The sequence below is a fragment of the Sphingomonas sp. CFBP 13728 genome (assembly GCF_014841895.1).
In the GTDB taxonomy this organism is placed as follows: Bacteria; Pseudomonadota; Alphaproteobacteria; order Sphingomonadales; family Sphingomonadaceae; genus Sphingomonas.
On the sequence record NZ_JACYUS010000003.1, the window covers coordinates 559,622 to 575,776 of the forward strand.

The 16,155-nt window shown below is 67.0% G+C and carries 16 protein-coding genes and 2 riboswitches; of the genes, 3 read left to right on the forward strand and 13 right to left on the reverse strand.

Annotated features, from left to right (window positions below; all coding sequences use genetic code 11):
- Positions 1–24: 24 nt before the first annotated feature.
- Positions 25–381, reverse strand: a complete 357-nt coding sequence (locus IFT67_RS15535; RefSeq protein WP_192239063.1) for a VOC family protein — start codon at positions 379–381, stop codon at positions 25–27.
- A gap of 179 nt (positions 382–560) precedes the next feature.
- Positions 561–2,096, reverse strand: coding sequence for an aminoacyl--tRNA ligase-related protein (locus IFT67_RS15540; RefSeq protein ID WP_133019273.1), 1,536 nt, complete (start codon positions 2,094–2,096; stop codon positions 561–563).
- An 86-nt stretch (positions 2,097–2,182) separates the two neighbouring features.
- Here IFT67_RS15540 and IFT67_RS15545 point away from each other — a divergent pair, with 86 nt between their 5' ends.
- Positions 2,183–3,079 (forward strand): DMT family transporter, encoded by an 897-nt coding sequence (locus IFT67_RS15545; protein WP_192239064.1) that lies wholly within the window; start codon positions 2,183–2,185, stop codon positions 3,077–3,079.
- Between the two features lie 113 nt (positions 3,080–3,192).
- Here IFT67_RS15545 and IFT67_RS15550 read toward each other — a convergent pair whose 3' ends face one another.
- From IFT67_RS15550 to glmU, 8 genes are all read right to left on the reverse strand, one after another.
- Positions 3,193–3,717 (reverse strand): CcdC protein domain-containing protein, encoded by a 525-nt coding sequence (locus IFT67_RS15550; protein WP_342450628.1) that lies wholly within the window; start codon positions 3,715–3,717, stop codon positions 3,193–3,195.
- A 226-nt stretch (positions 3,718–3,943) separates the two neighbouring features.
- Positions 3,944–5,605, reverse strand: coding sequence for an aminomethyl-transferring glycine dehydrogenase subunit GcvPB (gene gcvPB / locus IFT67_RS15555; RefSeq protein WP_192239065.1), 1,662 nt, complete (start codon positions 5,603–5,605; stop codon positions 3,944–3,946).
- Positions 5,602–6,972: an aminomethyl-transferring glycine dehydrogenase subunit GcvPA gene (gcvPA, locus tag IFT67_RS15560; protein WP_192239066.1), complete on the reverse strand. Its 1,371-nt coding sequence runs from the start codon at positions 6,970–6,972 to the stop codon at positions 5,602–5,604. Before gcvPA ends, gcvPB begins: the two co-directional genes overlap by 4 nt.
- A gap of 114 nt (positions 6,973–7,086) precedes the next feature.
- Positions 7,087–7,458: a glycine cleavage system protein GcvH gene (gcvH, locus tag IFT67_RS15565; protein WP_132735659.1), complete on the reverse strand. Its 372-nt coding sequence runs from the start codon at positions 7,456–7,458 to the stop codon at positions 7,087–7,089.
- A gap of 1 nt (position 7,459) precedes the next feature.
- Positions 7,460–8,707, reverse strand: coding sequence for a glycine cleavage system aminomethyltransferase GcvT (gene gcvT, locus IFT67_RS15570; protein ID WP_192239067.1), 1,248 nt, complete (start codon positions 8,705–8,707; stop codon positions 7,460–7,462).
- Between the two features lie 47 nt (positions 8,708–8,754).
- Positions 8,755–8,860, reverse strand: a riboswitch (glycine riboswitch).
- A gap of 1 nt (position 8,861) precedes the next feature.
- Positions 8,862–8,965, reverse strand: a riboswitch (glycine riboswitch).
- A 255-nt stretch (positions 8,966–9,220) separates the two neighbouring features.
- Positions 9,221–11,044, reverse strand: coding sequence for a glutamine--fructose-6-phosphate transaminase (isomerizing) (gene glmS / locus IFT67_RS15575; RefSeq protein ID WP_192239068.1), 1,824 nt, complete (start codon positions 11,042–11,044; stop codon positions 9,221–9,223).
- Positions 11,045–11,065: 21 nt separating this feature from the next.
- Positions 11,066–11,500 (reverse strand): hypothetical protein, encoded by a 435-nt coding sequence (locus IFT67_RS15580; RefSeq protein WP_192239069.1) that lies wholly within the window; start codon positions 11,498–11,500, stop codon positions 11,066–11,068.
- Complete coding sequence (gene glmU / locus IFT67_RS15585) at positions 11,497–12,900, reverse strand: bifunctional UDP-N-acetylglucosamine diphosphorylase/glucosamine-1-phosphate N-acetyltransferase GlmU (protein ID WP_192239070.1); 1,404 nt, start codon at positions 12,898–12,900, stop codon at positions 11,497–11,499. Before glmU ends, IFT67_RS15580 begins: the two co-directional genes overlap by 4 nt.
- Positions 12,901–12,962: 62 nt before the next feature.
- On the opposite strand from glmU, the gene IFT67_RS15590 reads away from it, so the two are divergent.
- A complete protein-coding gene (locus IFT67_RS15590; RefSeq protein ID WP_192239071.1) occupies positions 12,963–13,646 on the forward strand; it encodes an HAD family hydrolase in 684 nt (227 codons plus the stop codon).
- Between the two features lie 14 nt (positions 13,647–13,660).
- Positions 13,661–14,023 carry a hypothetical protein gene (locus IFT67_RS15595; protein ID WP_244647412.1) on the forward strand — a complete coding sequence of 121 codons (363 nt, stop codon included), beginning with the start codon at positions 13,661–13,663 and terminating at the stop codon, positions 14,021–14,023.
- On the opposite strand, the gene IFT67_RS20665 is transcribed toward IFT67_RS15595, so the two are convergent.
- From IFT67_RS20665 to IFT67_RS15610, 3 genes are read right to left on the reverse strand one after another with little or no spacing between them, the layout of a single operon-like run.
- Positions 14,020–14,997 carry a nucleotidyltransferase family protein gene (locus IFT67_RS20665; protein WP_192239072.1) on the reverse strand — a complete coding sequence of 326 codons (978 nt, stop codon included), beginning with the start codon at positions 14,995–14,997 and terminating at the stop codon, positions 14,020–14,022. The genes IFT67_RS15595 and IFT67_RS20665 overlap by 4 nt on opposite strands.
- Positions 14,994–15,854, reverse strand: a complete 861-nt coding sequence (locus IFT67_RS20670; protein ID WP_192239073.1) for an HprK-related kinase A — start codon at positions 15,852–15,854, stop codon at positions 14,994–14,996. Before IFT67_RS20670 ends, IFT67_RS20665 begins: the two co-directional genes overlap by 4 nt.
- Positions 15,851–16,144 (reverse strand): HPr-rel-A system PqqD family peptide chaperone, encoded by a 294-nt coding sequence (locus IFT67_RS15610; RefSeq protein WP_342450629.1) that lies wholly within the window; start codon positions 16,142–16,144, stop codon positions 15,851–15,853. Before IFT67_RS15610 ends, IFT67_RS20670 begins: the two co-directional genes overlap by 4 nt.
- Positions 16,145–16,155 lie beyond the last annotated feature (11 nt).

Consider the following 16,155-nt stretch of genomic DNA (forward strand, 5'->3'; position numbering starts at 1 on the left):
CAGACCAAGTATCAATGGGGTTCATCACGCAGGATCGGGTTGCCAGAGTTCGATCGGGTTGTCTTCGGGATCGTGTATGCGGGCGAAGCGACCGAAGCCGGGCATGTCCCATTCGGGATTGGTGACTACCGCGATCCCGGCCGCGCGGAGCGTGGCGATCAGGCCGTCGAGGTCGTCGACGCGCAGGTTGAGCATCCATTGGCGATCCGTGGGAAAATAGTCGGTGTCGGCCGCGAACGGTGCGAGCACGCTCGGCCCTGCCTGCGTCTCCCACGATCCATACGGCACCGACCCGACGCCAAGATGCTCGACATACCATGCGCGGATCGCCTCCGGATCCTGCGCCCGCAAGAAGAAGCCGCCGATCCCTGTCACGCCCATGCCTGCCCCCTGAGGTCGCACCGCCCAAAGCCGATGCGACGATACCAGACGAGCGCGACGATGCAGCCGACAGACCGGACAGTTTTGGTTGCTCCTTGCCTTAGCTATCCAGGCAGTCGCCACGCCTCGCCCCGATGAGGAGCCTTGGACGCGACGCCGACAGCGGCCGATCAGCGCGCCTAGTAGGCGCGGCCGATCAGGATGCGCTCCACCGCGGGTTCGCCGGTGAAGATGCACGCGCCGTCGTCACACCCGGTCTGCCCCATCGGCGCGTTGCGGATGGTGAGCTTCAGCGCCTTCAACCGCTCGACGACCTTGTCGAGTGCCGCGCCGGTCGGCTTGGACCAGCGGACGTCGACCCAGCCGGGGTTCTTCACACCATCGGCGAAATGCGCCTCGACCGCGGCGAAGTCGTTTGCGGGTACGATGTTGCCCTTCACGCGGTTCATCGACTCGACATGGAGCGTCGCCTGGATGTCGTGCAGCATCCCCGAGACGTCGCCGACGAACGCGTCGCGCGGCGTTGCGACGCTGTCGAGCTTGCCGTCCTCGCGGTAGAGGCGGTCGCGGCGGATCACGGTGACGTTGCCGCCGGCCATGTCGCGGCCGCCGACCTCGATCACGATCGGTGCGCCCTTCTTGACCCAGCCCCAGCGCTTGGTCGCGGCCTTGGCAGGCTTGAGGTCGAGCAGCGCACGGACCGGTTCGCCGAGCGCGGACTGCTTGGCCAGTTCGGCCTGGAGCGACTTGCAGTATTCGACGATCGCCGCGTCCTCGGGGACGTCGCGCAGCATCGGCACGATCACGACCTGCCACGGCGCGATCATCGGCGGCACGCGCAGGCCGTCGTCGTCGCCGTGGACCATGATGACCGCGCCGATCATCCGCGTCGACACGCCCCAGCTGGTGGTGTTGCACAGCTCGAACTCGCCGCCCGCATTCTGGAAGCGGATGTTCTGCGCCGATGCGAAATTGGTGCCGAGGAAATGCGAGGTGCCGGCTTGCAGCGCCTTGCCGTCCTGCATCATCGCCTCGATCGAGTAGGTCGCGACGGCGCCGGGGAAGCGCTCGTTCTCGGGCTTTTCGCCGGCGATGACGTGGACGCCGAGGCATTCCTCCGCAAAGTCGCGATAGACTTCGAGCATTTTCAGCGTCTCGTCGCGCGCCTCGTCCGCGGTCGCGTGTGCGGTGTGGCCTTCCTGCCAGAGGAATTCGCTGGTGCGCAGGAACATGCGCGTGCGCATTTCCCAGCGGACGACGTTCGCCCATTGGTTGATCAGCACGGGCAGGTCGCGCCACGACTGGACCCAGCGCGCGAACGCGGCGCCGATGACCATTTCGGAGGTCGGCCGGACGACGAGCGGCTCCTCGAGCTTGGCGTCGGGATCGGGGATCAGGCGACCATAGCCGTCGGCCTTGAGGCGGTGGTGCGTGACCACGGCCATTTCCTTGGCGAACCCGTCGACGTGCTCGGCCTCCTTCTCGAAGTAGGAGAGCGGGATGAAGAGCGGGAAATAGCAGTTCTCGTGGCCGGTCGCCTTGATCCGGTCGTCGAGCAGGCGCTGGATACGCTCCCAGATGCCATAGCCCCAGGGGCGGATGACCATGCAGCCGCGGACGCCGGATTCTTCGGCGAGATCGGCCTCGGAGATGACGGCCTGGTACCAGGCGGAGAAATCCGCCTCGCGGGTGACGGGGAGTGCGCGCTTTATCATGGGGGAGCGGATAGCGGGTGCGCGGGGGTTCGTCACGTGTGAGTTGCGGGGTGGCGACGCGGCGGTGGTTTGCGTAGGGGTCGCGCATGCCCACCGACCGCATCCTTCCCGCCATCGGCATGCGGTTGCTGTCGGTCGTGATCTTCGCGCTGATGAATACCGCGATCAAGCTGGCCGAGCGGCACGGCGCGAGCGTGTCGGAAATCTTGTTCTTCCGGCAGTTCGGGGCGTGCTTGCTGGTGTCGGCGGTGATCGTCGCGGGGCCTGGTTTGTCGTCGATCGCGACCAAGCGGTTGCCGGGGCATGTCGTTCGCGCGGTTGTCGGGCTGTCGGCGATGGCGTTCACGTTCAATGGGATCGTCGCGTTGCCGCTGGCGGAGGCGACGACGATCGGGTTCACGGTGCCGGTGTTCGCGACGATCCTGGGGGCGCTGGTGTTGCGCGAGCCGACCGGGTGGCATCGCTGGGCTGCTGTCGCGACCGGGTTCGCGGGGGTGTTGATCGTCGCACAGCCCGGAAGCGGCGATCACTTTCCGTTGTGGGGCGCCGGCTGTGCGCTGGCGGGGGCGTTCGGGACGGCGAGCGTGTCGATCCTGTTGCGGCAAATCGGCAAGACCGAGAGCGCGCTGACGACGGTATTCTGGTTCTCGGCACTGTCGCTGATCCCGTTGTCGGTGTTCTATGCGCAGGCTGCGCAGTCGCATGATCTGGTCGCTTGGGTGTGTCTCGCGAGCGTCGGGATCTTCGGGGGGCTGGCGCAGATTGCGATGACGACGTCGTTGCGGCTCGGGCCGGTGTCGGTGGTGGTGCCGATGGATTATTCGAGCCTGTTGTGGGCGACGCTGCTGGGGTGGCTGGTGTTCGACACGCTGCCGGCGGAGGCGACGTGGGTCGGGGCGCCCGTTATCGTGGCGAGCGGGTTGTATATCGTTTGGCGGGAGCATGTGCGGCGGCGGGAAGAGACGGAGCAGGCGATTGCTTGAGGCCACTCTCTGTCATTCCCGCGGAGGCGGGAACCCCGACTGGCTGACCTATCGTCTGCATTACTGACGCTTGCCAGTATGGGTCCCCGCCTTCGCGGGGATGACGGTTCGGATTAGCGGACGCGGGCCGTTTCGAGCATCCGTTTGGCGCGGAGGTACATTTCGATGCGTTGGGTGGTGAACAGGCCTAGCGCGAGCGCGACCAGCATGTCGGTGATGGCGAAGGCGTCGAGGTGGAGGGCGTGGCCGTCGCCGATCACGGCGCGCGCGCCGGTGCGGACTGCGACGATCGCTACGATGAACAGGACCGCTGCCGGGGAGGACGTCGTGTTGAGTGCGCGGCTGTCGGGATCGATCGTGATCCGCATGAGCTTGCCGCGTTGCCAGCCGAGCGCTGCGCCCATAACCAGGGCCAGCGCGCAGAACAGCCAGGCGAGGCCGTGCGGCGGGTACATCACGAACATGTAGAGCGTGACGGCGGCGTAGAGCGCGGGGAAGACCCAGAGGCGTTCGAGCTTGAGCGGCTTTACGATACTCATGCGGCGCCAGCGGATCGCGAAGACTATGCCGATGACGACCGCCGTGATCGCGTAGCTGATCCAGCCTTGTGCTTCGTGCGCCTGCATTGCGTCCCCCACGCCATCACCTTCAATTGGTGTAGTATGGCAGCAATACAGCCGAGGTAAAAGAGGCGACGACACATTTGAACTGCTACCCCGGCGGAGGCCAGGGCCCAATTGGACAGGTGGCGATAACGATACGCCGCCATCCCTCAGCAGCATCGCCCAATTGGACCCCGGCCTTCGCCGGGGTGGTATTGTTCTTCAGGTGCAAGCGTCACGCCCCGAAGATCACCTGCTTCTCTTATTCTGCCGCCTGCGCCAGCGGAGCGGGGTCCTTCCAGACCAGGACCGGCTTCCGTGCAGCGAGCGTCTCGTCGAGGCGTGCGCGGGGGGCGAAATGCGGGGCTGTCTTAAGGCTTGGGTCGCCGGCTTTCGCGCGTTCGGCGACCGAGCGGAGCGCGGCGATGAACTGGTCTAGCGCCGCCTTCGACTCGGTCTCGGTCGGTTCGACCAGCATCGCGCCATGGACGACGAGGGGGAAATACATCGTCATCGGGTGGAAGCCCTCGTCGATCAGGCCCTTCGCGATGTCGATCGTCGAGAAGCCGGCAGCGAGACCGGAATCCGAGAACAGCGCCTCGTGCATGCACGGACCCGAGGGGCCGAACGGTGCGTCGAGCGTGTCGTCGAGGCTGCGGAGGATGTAGTTCGCGTTGAGCACCGCATCCTCCGACACCTGGCGCAGCCCGTCCGCGCCGTGGCTGAGGATGTAGGTCAGCGCGCGCGTGAACATACCCATCTGGCCGTGGAACGCGACCATGCGGCCGAAGCTGCCGGCGTGATGTTCGCCCGCGGTTTCTTCCTCGACGAGGACGAACTGGCCGTCCTGGTTCTCGACGAACGGGAGCGGTGCGTAGGGGGTCAGAGCCTCCGAGAACACCACCGGACCCGAGCCCGGACCGCCGCCGCCGTGGGGCGTGGAGAAGGTCTTGTGCAGGTTGATGTGCATCGCGTCGATGCCGAGATCGCCGGGCCGGACGCGACCGACGATCGCGTTGAAGTTCGCGCCGTCGCAATAGACGAAGCCGCCCGCCGCGTGCACCGCATCGGATATCTCGCGCATGTCGCGCTCGAACAGGCCGCAGGTGTTGGGGTTGGTGATCATCACGCCGGCGACGTCGGGGCCGAGCCGGGCCTTGAGCGCGGCGGTGTCGACGCGGCCTTCGGCAGTGGCGGGGATATCCTCGACGCTATAGCCTGCGAACGCGGCGGTGGCGGGGTTGGTGCCGTGTGCGCTCTCGGGGACGAGGATGATCTTCCGCGCGCCTTCGCCCTTGGCTTCGAGCGCGGCGCGGATCGCTAGGATGCCGCAGAGCTCGCCGTGTGCACCGGCCTTGGGGCTCATCGCGACCGAGGTCATGCCGGTGAGCGTGACGAGCCAGTGCGCGAGCTGGTGGATGACTTCCAATGCGCCCTGCACCGTGTCGACCGGCTGGAGCGGATGGACGTCGGAGAACCCGGGCAGCCGCGCCATCTTCTCGTTGAGGCGCGGGTTGTGCTTCATGGTGCACGAGCCGAGCGGGAAGAAGCCGAGGTCGATGCCGTAGTTCTGGCGCGAGAGGCGGGTGTAGTGGCGGACCGTTTCCGGTTCGGAGAGACCGGGGAGGCCGATCGGGTTGGTGCGCGAGAGGCCGGCCAAGCGGCTTAGCCCTCTCCCCTCCGGGGAGAGGGTTGGGTGAGGAGTCGTACCGGGCGCAGCATTGCTGGGCTGCCCCTCACCCCGGCCCTCTCCCCGGAGGGGAGAGGGAGCAGCGAAATCTACGCCGGTGGTGTTGGTGTCGCCGATCTCGAAGATCAGCGCTTCTTCCAGCATCAGGGCCTTGTTGCCGGTGACGCTGGCGGGGACGTTACCCGTGTTCTGCTCGGGCGAAGTCGGGCGCCAGCCGCTCTGGTTGATGCTCATGCCAGTATCTCCCCAAGGACGGTGGATAGTGCGGACGCAAGCGTTTCGACGTCCTCCGCGGTGGTCGTTTCCGTCACGGCGACGACGAGGCCGTTCGCGAGATCGTCCTCGCCGGGGTACAAACGCCCGAGCGATACGCCGGCGAGGATGCCGCGATCGGCGAGCGTGCGGACGACGGGGCGGGCTTCGACGGGCAACTTCAGCGTGAACTCGTTGAAGAAGCTGTCGTTGACGAGTTCCACGCCGGGGATCTGCGAAAGGCGTTCGGCCGCGGATACCGCGCCTGCGTGGTTCACCTCGGCCAATTGGCGCAGGCCGGCTTCACCGAGCAGCGTCATGTGGATCGAGAAGGCCAGCGCGCAGAGGCCGGAGTTAGTGCAGATGTTCGACGTCGCCTTTTCGCGGCGGATGTGCTGCTCACGGGTCGACAGCGTGAGGACGAAACCGCGACGACCGTCCGCGTCGACGGTCTCGCCACAAAGGCGGCCGGGCATCTGGCGGACGTATTTGTCCTTGCAGCCGAACAGGCCGACATAAGGCCCGCCGAACTGGAGGCCGACGCCGAGCGACTGGCCTTCGCCGACGACGATGTCCGCGTCCATCTCGCCGGGCGAGGTGATCGCGCCCAATGCGACCGGCTCGGTGACGACCGCGATCAGCAGCGCCTTCTTCGCGTGGCACGCATCCGCGAGCGGGCGCAGGTCCGCGATGCGGCCGAGGATGTCGGGGTATTGGACGACGACGCACGACGTGTCGTCGTCGATCTTCGCGATCAGCTGGTCGAGGTCCATGTCGGCGACCAGTTCGGGCGCGGCGGTGTCGAGCACGTCGCCGGTGAACTTCGCCATCGTGTTCGCGACCGAGACGTAATGCGGGTGGAGACCCGACGACAGGATCGCCTTGCCCCGCTTGGTGATGCGACGCGCCATCACGATCGCTTCCCAGCATGCGGTCGAGCCGTCGTACATCGAGGCGTTGGCGACATCAGTGCCGAGCAGCCGCGCGACCTGCGTCTGGAACTCGAACAGCATCTGCAGCGTGCCCTGCGCGATCTCGGGCTGGTACGGCGTGTAGGCGGTGAGGAACTCGCCGCGCTGGATCAGGTGATCAACCGAGGCGGGAACGTGATGCTTGTACGCGCCGCAGCCGAGGAAGAACGGTGCTTCGCCGGCGGTGAGGTTCTTCTTGGCGAGCGCCGACATGTGGCGTTCGACCGCCATTTCGGAGGCGTGCATCGGCAGGTCGCGGACCGGGCCGTCTAGGCGCGCGGCTTCGGGCACGTCGACGAACAGGTCGTCGATGGTCGCGGCACCGATGACGGCGAGCATTTCCGCACGGTCGGGCTGAGTCAGGGGAAGGTAGCGCATTCTAGTCTCCTCCCCTCCCGTTTACGGGAGGGGTCGGGGGAGGGAATGAGACGGGGAACGACTGTATCAGCCCCTCCCCCGACCCCTCCCGCAAGCGGGAGGGGAGCAGTTAGATCAGAGCCCTTCGACGAAGGCTGCGTAGGCGGCTTCGTCCATCAGGCTGTCGAGTTCGCTCGGGTCGCTGAGCGTCAGCTTGAAGAACCAGCCAGCCGCTTCGGCATCCGAGTTCACCAGGCTGGAGTCGTCGGTGAGCGCAGCGTTGCCCTCGGTAACGGTGCCTGAGACCGGGGAGTACACGTCCGACGCGGCCTTGACCGACTCGACGACCGCGGCTTCGTCGCCCTTGCTCAACGTCTTGCCGGCTTCGGGGACGTCGACGAACACGACGTCGCCGAGCTGGCTCTGCGCGTATTCGGAGATGCCGACGGTGCCGACGTCACCATCGACATCGACCCATTCATGATCCTGCGTGAAGTAACGGCTCATATCACTTGGCTCCTGCGCGGACGTAGCGGTGGGGAATGAAGGGCATCGCGGTGACGGTAGCGGTGTGAACCTTGCCGCGTTGCGCGATCTCGATGCGGGTGCCGGGGGCGGCGAGCGCGAGCGGCACATAGGCCATCGCGATAGGCTTCCCGAGCGTCGGTGCGAAACCACCGCTGGTCAGGCGGCCGATCGTCGCGCCGGTGTCGTCGATCACTTCGGCGCCTTCGCGCGCGGGCTGGCGACCCTCGACGATCAGGCCGACGCGCTTGGTGGCGGGGCCGTGTTCGCGCTGAGTGAGGATACGCTCGGCACCGGGGAAGTCGGCGGCTTCGCGGCGGCGCTTCGACAACGCGAAACCGAGGTCGGCCATGACCGGCGTGATCTCGGGATCGAGGTCGTGGCCGTAGAGCGGCAGGCCGGCTTCGAGACGCAACGAATCACGTGCGCCGAGGCCAATCGGCTTGATCTCTGGAAGCGCAAGCAGCGCGTCGGCGAACGCGACAGCATGTTCGGCGGGGAGCGAGATCTCGACGCCGTCCTCGCCGGTGTAGCCCGAGCGGCTGATCCACAGCGGTACGTCGTTCCAGTGGAACGCGCCGGCGGTCATGAACACGAGGCCGTCGACTCCGGGGATGATCCGCGCGACCGCCTCGACCGCCTTCGGGCCCTGCACCGCGAGCAGCGCCTGGTCTTCGAGGATGTTGATCGTGACGTCGTCGGGCAGATGCTCGATCAGATAGCTGATGTCGTCGTACTTGGTCGCGCCGTTGACGACGACGTAGAAGCTGCCGCTCGCAGTCGGCGACGGGTGGAGCGGGTCGTATGCCTCGGGCTCGACGTCCTGCGCGGAGAAGGGCGACGGCTGGTCGTCGGGGAGGCGCGTGGCCATCAGGTCGTCGAGGATGCCGCCGTCCTGCGCGAGCAGCAGCGAATAGCGCATCTTGCCCTCGCCCAGCCCGGCGATGTCGCCCGGCAGGACGGTTTCAAGCGCATGCGCGACGCCTTCGCCGGAGAAGACGAGCTGGCCCATGTGGCTGACGTCGAACAGCCCGGCCGAGTCGCGCGTCCAGGCGTGCTCGGCCATGATGCCTTCATACTGGATCGGCATCTCGTAGCCGGCGAACTCGACCATCCGCGCGCCGTTCGCGCGGTGCCACGCGTCGAGCGGCAATGGCAGGATCTCGGGCTCGACGTAATCGTCGGCCTGATCGATGATGCTGGCGTAATCGCGCAGTTCTGGGTCGCTCATGGTCGTCTCCGTCGAAGGGGCGCGCGGCACCAATGGGTGCAACGATCCGAACCCCCTCTGTCACGGGACCTGAGAGCTTTCGCGCCGGACTTGTCCAGCGCTTACCCCTTCGGTGGCCCTCGACTTACGCCAGGACGCTTTCCAGAGTGTCGATCAGCCCCGCGCGGTCTCTGGTGCCTGAGAGATTCCGGGGTGGTTGCTCCTTCGGCGGTTCCATCAGCCCTGAAAGGACCGGAAACGCTCTCCCGCGCGGTGCCATGCCGGTTGCCCGACATCGACCCCGCGAGTTGTGACGCGGCGCACAATTTTAGTCAATCGAGGGTTGCGCGCGGCGGAAAGAAAATCGGTGGATACGCCGCCATTAGCACCACCCCGGCGAAGGCCGGGGCCCAGTTGGGAAGGTCGCTGTAACAGCGGACCATCCGTCGTTACTACCGTCCCCCAACTGGGCCCCGGCCTTCGCCGGGGTGGCGGACTTATCTCAAGGTATATGACCCGACGGTAAGCTGACCGCTATTCGACCGTCACGCTCTTCGCCAGATTACGCGGCTGATCCACGTCCGTGCCCTTCAGCACCGCGACGTGATACGCCAGCAACTGCACGGGCACCGCATACACCAAAGGCGCGATCAGTGGGTGGACCTTGGGCATGGTGATCGTCGCCATGCAGCCTTCGCCGGCCGCCTGGATGCCGTCGTAATCGGAGATCAGCACGACCTTGCCGCCGCGCGCCATGACTTCCTGCATGTTGCTGACGGTCTTGTCGAACAGCGGCCCCGACGGTGCGATGACGATGACGGGGACGTGCTCGTCGATCAGCGCGATCGGGCCGTGCTTCATCTCGCCGGCGGCATAACCCTCCGCGTGGATGTAGCTGATCTCCTTCAGCTTCAACGCGCCTTCGAGCGCCAGCGGGTAATCCGTCCCGCGGCCGAGATACAGCACGTCGCGCGCGCCGGCGATGTTGTGGGCCATTGCCTCGATCGCTTCGTCATAGGCCAGCGCGCCGTTGAGTGCGGCGGGTGCCTCGGCGAGGTGGCGGACGATCTCGCGTTCCTGGTCCCTCGTCAGCAAACCCTTCGCGCGCGCCAGGTTGGCGGCGAGTGCGGCAAGTACCGCGAGCTGGCAGGTGAACGCCTTGGTCGAGGCCACGCCGATCTCGGGACCAGCATGCGTCGGCAGCAACAGGTCCGCCTCGCGCGCCATCGAGCTGGTCGGGACGTTGACGACGACCGCGATCTTCTGGCCCTCGGCCTTGGCGTGGCGCAGCGCCGCGAGCGTGTCGGCGGTCTCGCCCGACTGCGAGATGAAGAGCGCGAGGCCGCCGTCTTCCATCACCGGCGCGCGGTAGCGGAACTCCGACGCGACATCGAGGTCGACGGGGACGCGCGCGAACTGCTCGAACCAGTATTTGGCGACCATGCCGGCGTAGAAGCTCGTCCCGCACGCGACGATCGTCACGCGCTTGATCGTGGACAGGTCGAACTCGGGGATCGGCAGCGAGACCTCGCCTTCCATCCGCTTGAGGTACGAGCGGAGCGTCTGCGCGACGACGATCGGCTGCTCGTAGATCTCCTTGAGCATGTAATGCTTGTGGTTGCCCTTCGAGATCACCTCGCCGGTGATCCCCGAGAGCGTGATCGCGCGCTCGACCGGAGTGTTCTCGCGGTCGTAGACCTGCGCGCCGTCGCGGGTCAGCACGACCCAGTCGCCCTCGTCGAGGTACGCGATCCGCTGCGTCAGCGGCGCGAGCGCGAGCGCGTCGGAGCCGAGGTACATCTCGCCGTCGCCGTGACCGACGACCAGTGGCGAGCCAAGGCGCGCGCCGATCAGCAGGTCGGGATGCTGGCGGAACAGGATCGCGAGCGCGAATGCACCGTGGAGGCGCGGGAGGATCTCGCGGACGGCCGATACCGGGTCCATGCCCGCCTCGACCTTCTCGCTGATCAGATGCGCGACGACTTCGGTGTCGGTCTCGCTGGTGAACGTCCGGCCGCGCGCGATCAGTTCGTCGCGCAAGGGTTTGAAGTTCTCGATGATGCCGTTGTGGACCACCGCGACCTCGCCGGTCGCGTGCGGATGTGCGTTGTTGGTGGTCGGGCCGCCATGCGTCGCCCAGCGGGTATGCGCGATACCGGTCTTGCCGGGCAGCGGATGCGCGGCGAGTTCGTTGGCCAGATTGACGAGCTTGCCCGACGCGCGCCGCCGCTCGATCGCGCCGTCATTGTCGGTGGCGATCCCGGCCGAATCATAGCCGCGATATTCGAGCCGCTTCAGCCCGTCGAGCAAACGGCCCGCGACGTCTTCGCCGCTCAGAATTCCAACGATGCCACACATATAGTCCGTCCGTCCGTTCGTTCAGTCGACCGAGAGGAGCTGTTCGCCCCGCTCGATGACGACATGGGTCTGGTAGTAATATTTGCCGGTCGGGCGACCGTCCGCGGTGAAGTCGATCCGCACCCGGCGCGCTTCGCCATCGACGCGGATCGTCCGTTCCTGCAGCACAGTCCCTGCGGGCGCGCCCAACCGCGCTTCGAGTTGCGCCTGCGCAATCGGCCGAACCTCGAACGATAGGTTGCGCGGGTCTCGGTAATCGCCTTCCGAATTGAGATAGAGGCTGGCGCCCTGCCGGCCCGACGCGCGAACCGTCATCACGAAGACGCCGGGATAGGCGCCGGGTGCGAAGCCCGCCGCGCGTTCGATCGCGAGCATCGGCGGGATCGCGTCGCGCGAAACCTGCGGCGTTGCGCAACCTGCCAGCGCCAGCACGGCAACGAGCGCGGCCGCCTTCATGACCGCTTCCTTGCCAGCATCCGCTCGCGAAAGCGCTTGGCCCAGCCGGGCTTGGCGATCTGAGACGGGCGGACCAGCGCAAGCGCATCGGCCTCGACGTCCTGCGTCACGACCGATCCCGCGGCGACGATCGCGCCTGCGCCGATCGTGACCGGCGCGACCAGCGCGGAGTTCGAGCCGATGAACGCGCCTTCGCCGACGACGGTCCGGTATTTGAAATAGCCGTCGTAATTGCAGGTGATCGTGCCCGCGCCAATGTTCGCGCCCGCGCCGATGTCCGCGTCGCCGATATAGGTGAGGTGGCTCACTTTCGCGCCTTCGCCGATGACCGCCTTCTTTACCTCGACGAAATTGCCGACCTTGGCATCCTCACGCAGCTCAGCGCCGGGACGGAGGCGCGCGAACGGGCCGACATTGGCGCCCTTGCCGACCGAGGCGCCCTCGACGTGGCTGAATGCGTGGATCGTCGCGCCGTCCGCAATGCGTGCACCGGGGCCGAAGACAACGTTGGGTTCGATCACGACGTCGCGACCGAGTTGCGTGTCGTGCGAGAACCAGACGGTGTCGGGGGCGATCAATGTCGCGCCGTCGACCATCGCCTGCGCGCGGCGCGTGGCCTGCCATGAGGCTTCGACGCCGGCGAGTTCCCCGCGGCTGTTGACGCCCGCGACCTCGTCCGCGCCGGTTTCGATGACGGCGGACGAGCGGCCGTCGGCGCCTGCCAGACCGACGATATCGGTGAGGTAATATTCGCCCGCCGCGTTGTCGTTCCCGAGCCGGTCGAGCAGCGCGAACAGGTCGGTCGAGCGCACCGCCATCAACCCGGAGTTGCACAGCGTCACCGCGCGTTCCGCCTCCGACGCGTCCTTATACTCGACGATCCGGTCCATCCGGCCCGCAGCGTCGGCGATGACGCGACCATAGGCGCCGGTATCTGCGGGACGAAAGCCGAGCACGACGACGGCGGGCGTATCGTCGCCTTCCAACCGGTCGATCATTCGCTGCATCGTAGCTGCGGTGACCAGCGGGACATCGCCGTAGAGGATCAGCACGTCGCCCTCGAACCCCGCCAAGGCCTCGCGCGCCTGTGCGACCGCGTGGCCGGTACCGAGTTGCTCGGCCTGAAGCGCGGTGGCGATGCCGAGCGGCGCGACCGCCATTTCAACCTGCTCGCGCCCTGCCCCGGTCACGACGACAGTCCTTGCCGGATGCAGCGCCGCCGCGCTCGCGACCAGGTGCAGCAGCATCGGCCGTCCGGCGATCGGGTGGAGCACCTTGTGCAGGTCGGATTTCATCCGCGTGCCCTTGCCGGCGGCGAGGATCACGACCGCGATCGGGTGCGCGGGGATGCGCGCGGAGGACTGCGCCGAAAACGGTTGGTCGTTGGAATGCGTCGTCATGGAAGGATCGCTGCCACGAAAGCCTTGCCAATTCCATAGCGTCGCTGGCAGGCCCGCACGCAATGACGCATTTTTCTTTCGATATCGTCGGGTTCGACCTCGACGGCACGTTGCTCGACACCAGTGGAGACCTTGCCGCCGCGGTCAACCACGCGCTTGCATCGGTCGATCGCCCGCCCCTGACCGTCGAGCAGGTCAAGCCGATGATCGGCGGCGGCGCGCGGCACATGCTCAAGCAGGGACTGACCGCGACCGGCGGCTATGACGAGGCGATGCTCGACACGCTGCATGCCGAGCTGCTCGCCTATTACGAGGCGAATATCTGCGTGCTGACAAGGCCTTATCCGGGCGTGATCGATGCGCTGGATGCCCTGGCGGCGAAGGGTGTCACGCTGGGCATCGTCACCAACAAGATCGAACGGTTCGCGCGGACCGTGCTCGGCGAACTCGGGCTGACCGACCGGTTCGCGTGCATCCTGGGCGGCGATTCGATGGCGGAATCGAAGCCGTCGCCGATGCCGATTCACGAGATGGTACGGCTCTGTCGGAAGTCCGGGGGTGGAGAAGGACGCGCGGCGTTCGTCGGCGATTCGATCTTCGACATCCAGGCGGGGAAAGCGGCGGGACTGCCGACGATCGCGTGCAGCTTCGGCTTCCTGATGCAGCCGGTCGGAGAACTCGGCGCCGACGCGGTGATCGATGGGTATGAAGACTTGCTGCCGACGCTGGAAGGATTGGCCCGATGAGGCAGGAACGCGATTTGACGCGCCTTTTCCAGGTGCTGCTGGCCGCCGCGATCGTGTTCGCGCTGACGATGGCGTTGCTGCCCAAGCCGCCGCACATGCCGATCGATCGCTTTGGCGACAAGTTCGAGCACATGCTCGCCTTCGCGACGCTCGCGGCGCTGGCGTCGTTCGCCTATCCAGCCGCGCGTGCGCTGAAGGTGCTCGAACGCCTGTCGTTCCTCGGCGCGATGGTCGAGGTGCTGCAATCGATCCCGTCGCTGCACCGGGATTGCGACATTCGCGACTGGATCGCCGATACGATCGCGATCGCGGTGGTGGTCGGGATCATCGCGCTGATCCGCAGCAGTCGACCGCCGCGGCTCCGCACGCTGCACTAGGCCTTGCGCCACTTGGTCCAGAGATGGCGCGCGAGCATCGCCGGCGGCATGCGCAGCCCGTGCGAGCGGATATAGAAGACGAGACGCGTGACCGGGCGGGTCGGCCTGCCCCAGTCGTCGCGCGCGGTGAGCCGGCGCAGGTAGAGACGATCGATACCGTGTGCCTCGCCGTCACCGAACAGTGCCTCCACCAGTCGTAACGAGCGCGCGACCTCTCGGTGCAGACCGTGCCGGCGAGCGTTCGCATCCAGCCCTTCGGCGCCGAACTCGTCGACGAGGCACCGGATATCCCACAGGTTACGCAGGCCACCCGCCAGATCGCCATCGGCGAACAGATGCGCGGCGGCGTGGACGATCATGCCGTTCGAGGACAGCGTACGCAGGCCGTTGCCGAGCGGGACGCTGTCGGCGATCAGCGCGTCCGCATCCGGCGTGATCCGTGCGGTCAGCGGCAGGATCGTGTGGTGGACGTCGATCATCCGGTCGCGCTCGCGGTGGATCAGCGGCGGGAGCTCGTGCATCCAGCGGCGGTAATAGACGTCGTCATACGGGTCGGGCTTCACCCATTCCCAGCCCGCGGCAAGCAATGCCGCCTCCACCGCATCGAGCGCGGGGCGTGGCACCAGGATATCGAGATCGCCGATCGATCGCCCCTGCCCCGCGGACAGCCCGGCCGCGACGAACGCCGTGCCCTTCAGCAGCACGACCGGACAGTCGACCGACGCGAGCGCGCGGCGCGCCATCTCCGCCTCCCACAGCGCGGCCCGGCGGCCATGCTCGGCGGCGGCACGCGCGTCGGCGAGGATCCTTTTTACCGCGCCCGGCATGGGCAGGCCGTCGAGGCGCACCGACAGCGTGCCGATCAATTGCTCCGCCCGCGCCATCGCGAGCAACGCGGTCCAGCCGTCCGCATCGAGCCCGGCGACGCTGGCGGGATCGGCGAGCGCGCGCGCGAGGATCCGGGCGTCGGTCACAATGTTGCCCACAGCGCCTCGACCTGCGCGATCGCATGCGGACCGTCGGGATAGTCGATCGCCACCGAGGGCACACCCGCGATCAGTGTGGTCAGCGCACGGAACCCAGCCTCGCCGAGCGCGGTGTAATTGGTCGACGCCTGCGTCATCCTGATGAACGCCTCGGCAGGGGGCACCGGCCGCGTGTCCGGCTCGAAACCGTAGCGCGGGAACAGCAGTAACGCAGGAATGGCGGGGACGTCCATCGCGCCTATCGCCCGCGCGTCGGGGACCATGTGGCGGATGTCGCCCTTGGGGGTCGCCGGCATCAGCGGCCCCATCCGCGCGTTCGGCCACGCCGCCTCGGCCGCGGCTACGCCAGCGTTCTTCAGGCTGATCAGGCGCGGGAAGGCGTGCACCAGACCGGTCGCGGGATCGAGCAGCGCGAATTCGTCGCCCATGAACCGCCAACCCTTCGCCGCGAGCAACGTCGCGAGCGTCGACTTGCCCGCACCGGACTCGCCGGTCATCAGCAGCGCCCGGCCATCGCGCTCGACCGCGGACGCGTGCAGCAGGAGATAGCGCCGCGCGCCCAGCGCCATCTGCAGGTTCATCGCCATCTCGGCGGCGAGCAGGCCCTGCCGGAGCGGCAAGGGTGCGGCTTCGGGCAGCATGTAATCGCCACCGATCTCGACCGACGGGCGGATCAACCGGCGCCAGGGCCGGCGGGCGAACAGGCGGACGGTGAAGTCCGGGACGCCATCGACCGGCTTCGGATAGTCGCGATACAGCGTTTCGAGTTGGTCGATCGGCGCGCGCCAGTCGGAGCCGATGCGAAAACCGACCGGGCCGATGCGAACGGAGAAGGCATGCCTCACAGGCGCTCGACGAGCCCGGCTTCGATCAACTCGTCGAGCCGCGCCGCCAACGCATCACGATCCGCGTCTTCGAGGTCATAATCGTCGCCCAGGCGACTAAGCAGCGTGTCGAGCGACAACGCGCTCTCGCCGAGTATGGCGAGAATCTGCGGTGCGGGTTCGGTCAGGAGGTGCGTGATGCCGGACGCGCGATGATAGACCGCGGTGAATTCGTCGAGCGGTGCGATCAGCAGGCCACCCTCTTCGGGCGCTCGAAAGATCGCAGGCTGCACGGCCGCTTTGTCGATCACGGCCTGCACGG

Bases quoted from the DNA above. Each gene is read 5' to 3' on its own strand.
- IFT67_RS15535 (WP_192239063.1), bottom strand. From the start codon at position 381: ATGGGCGTGACAGGGATCGGCGGCTTCTTCTTGCGGGCGCAGGATCCG.
- IFT67_RS15540 (WP_133019273.1), bottom strand. From the start codon at position 2,096: ATGATAAAGCGCGCACTCCCCGTCACCCGCGAGGCGGATTTCTCCGCC.
- IFT67_RS15545 (WP_192239064.1), top strand. From the start codon at position 2,183: ATGCCCACCGACCGCATCCTTCCCGCCATCGGCATGCGGTTGCTGTCG.
- gcvPB (WP_192239065.1), bottom strand. From the start codon at position 5,605: ATGAGCATCAACCAGAGCGGCTGGCGCCCGACTTCGCCCGAGCAGAAC.
- gcvPA (WP_192239066.1), bottom strand. From the start codon at position 6,972: ATGCGCTACCTTCCCCTGACTCAGCCCGACCGTGCGGAAATGCTCGCC.
- gcvH (WP_132735659.1), bottom strand. From the start codon at position 7,458: ATGAGCCGTTACTTCACGCAGGATCATGAATGGGTCGATGTCGATGGT.
- gcvT (WP_192239067.1), bottom strand. From the start codon at position 8,707: ATGAGCGACCCAGAACTGCGCGATTACGCCAGCATCATCGATCAGGCC.
- glmS (WP_192239068.1), bottom strand. From the start codon at position 11,044: ATGTGTGGCATCGTTGGAATTCTGAGCGGCGAAGACGTCGCGGGCCGT.
- IFT67_RS15580 (WP_192239069.1), bottom strand. From the start codon at position 11,500: ATGAAGGCGGCCGCGCTCGTTGCCGTGCTGGCGCTGGCAGGTTGCGCA.
- glmU (WP_192239070.1), bottom strand. From the start codon at position 12,900: ATGACGACGCATTCCAACGACCAACCGTTTTCGGCGCAGTCCTCCGCG.
- IFT67_RS15590 (WP_192239071.1), top strand. From the start codon at position 12,963: ATGACGCATTTTTCTTTCGATATCGTCGGGTTCGACCTCGACGGCACG.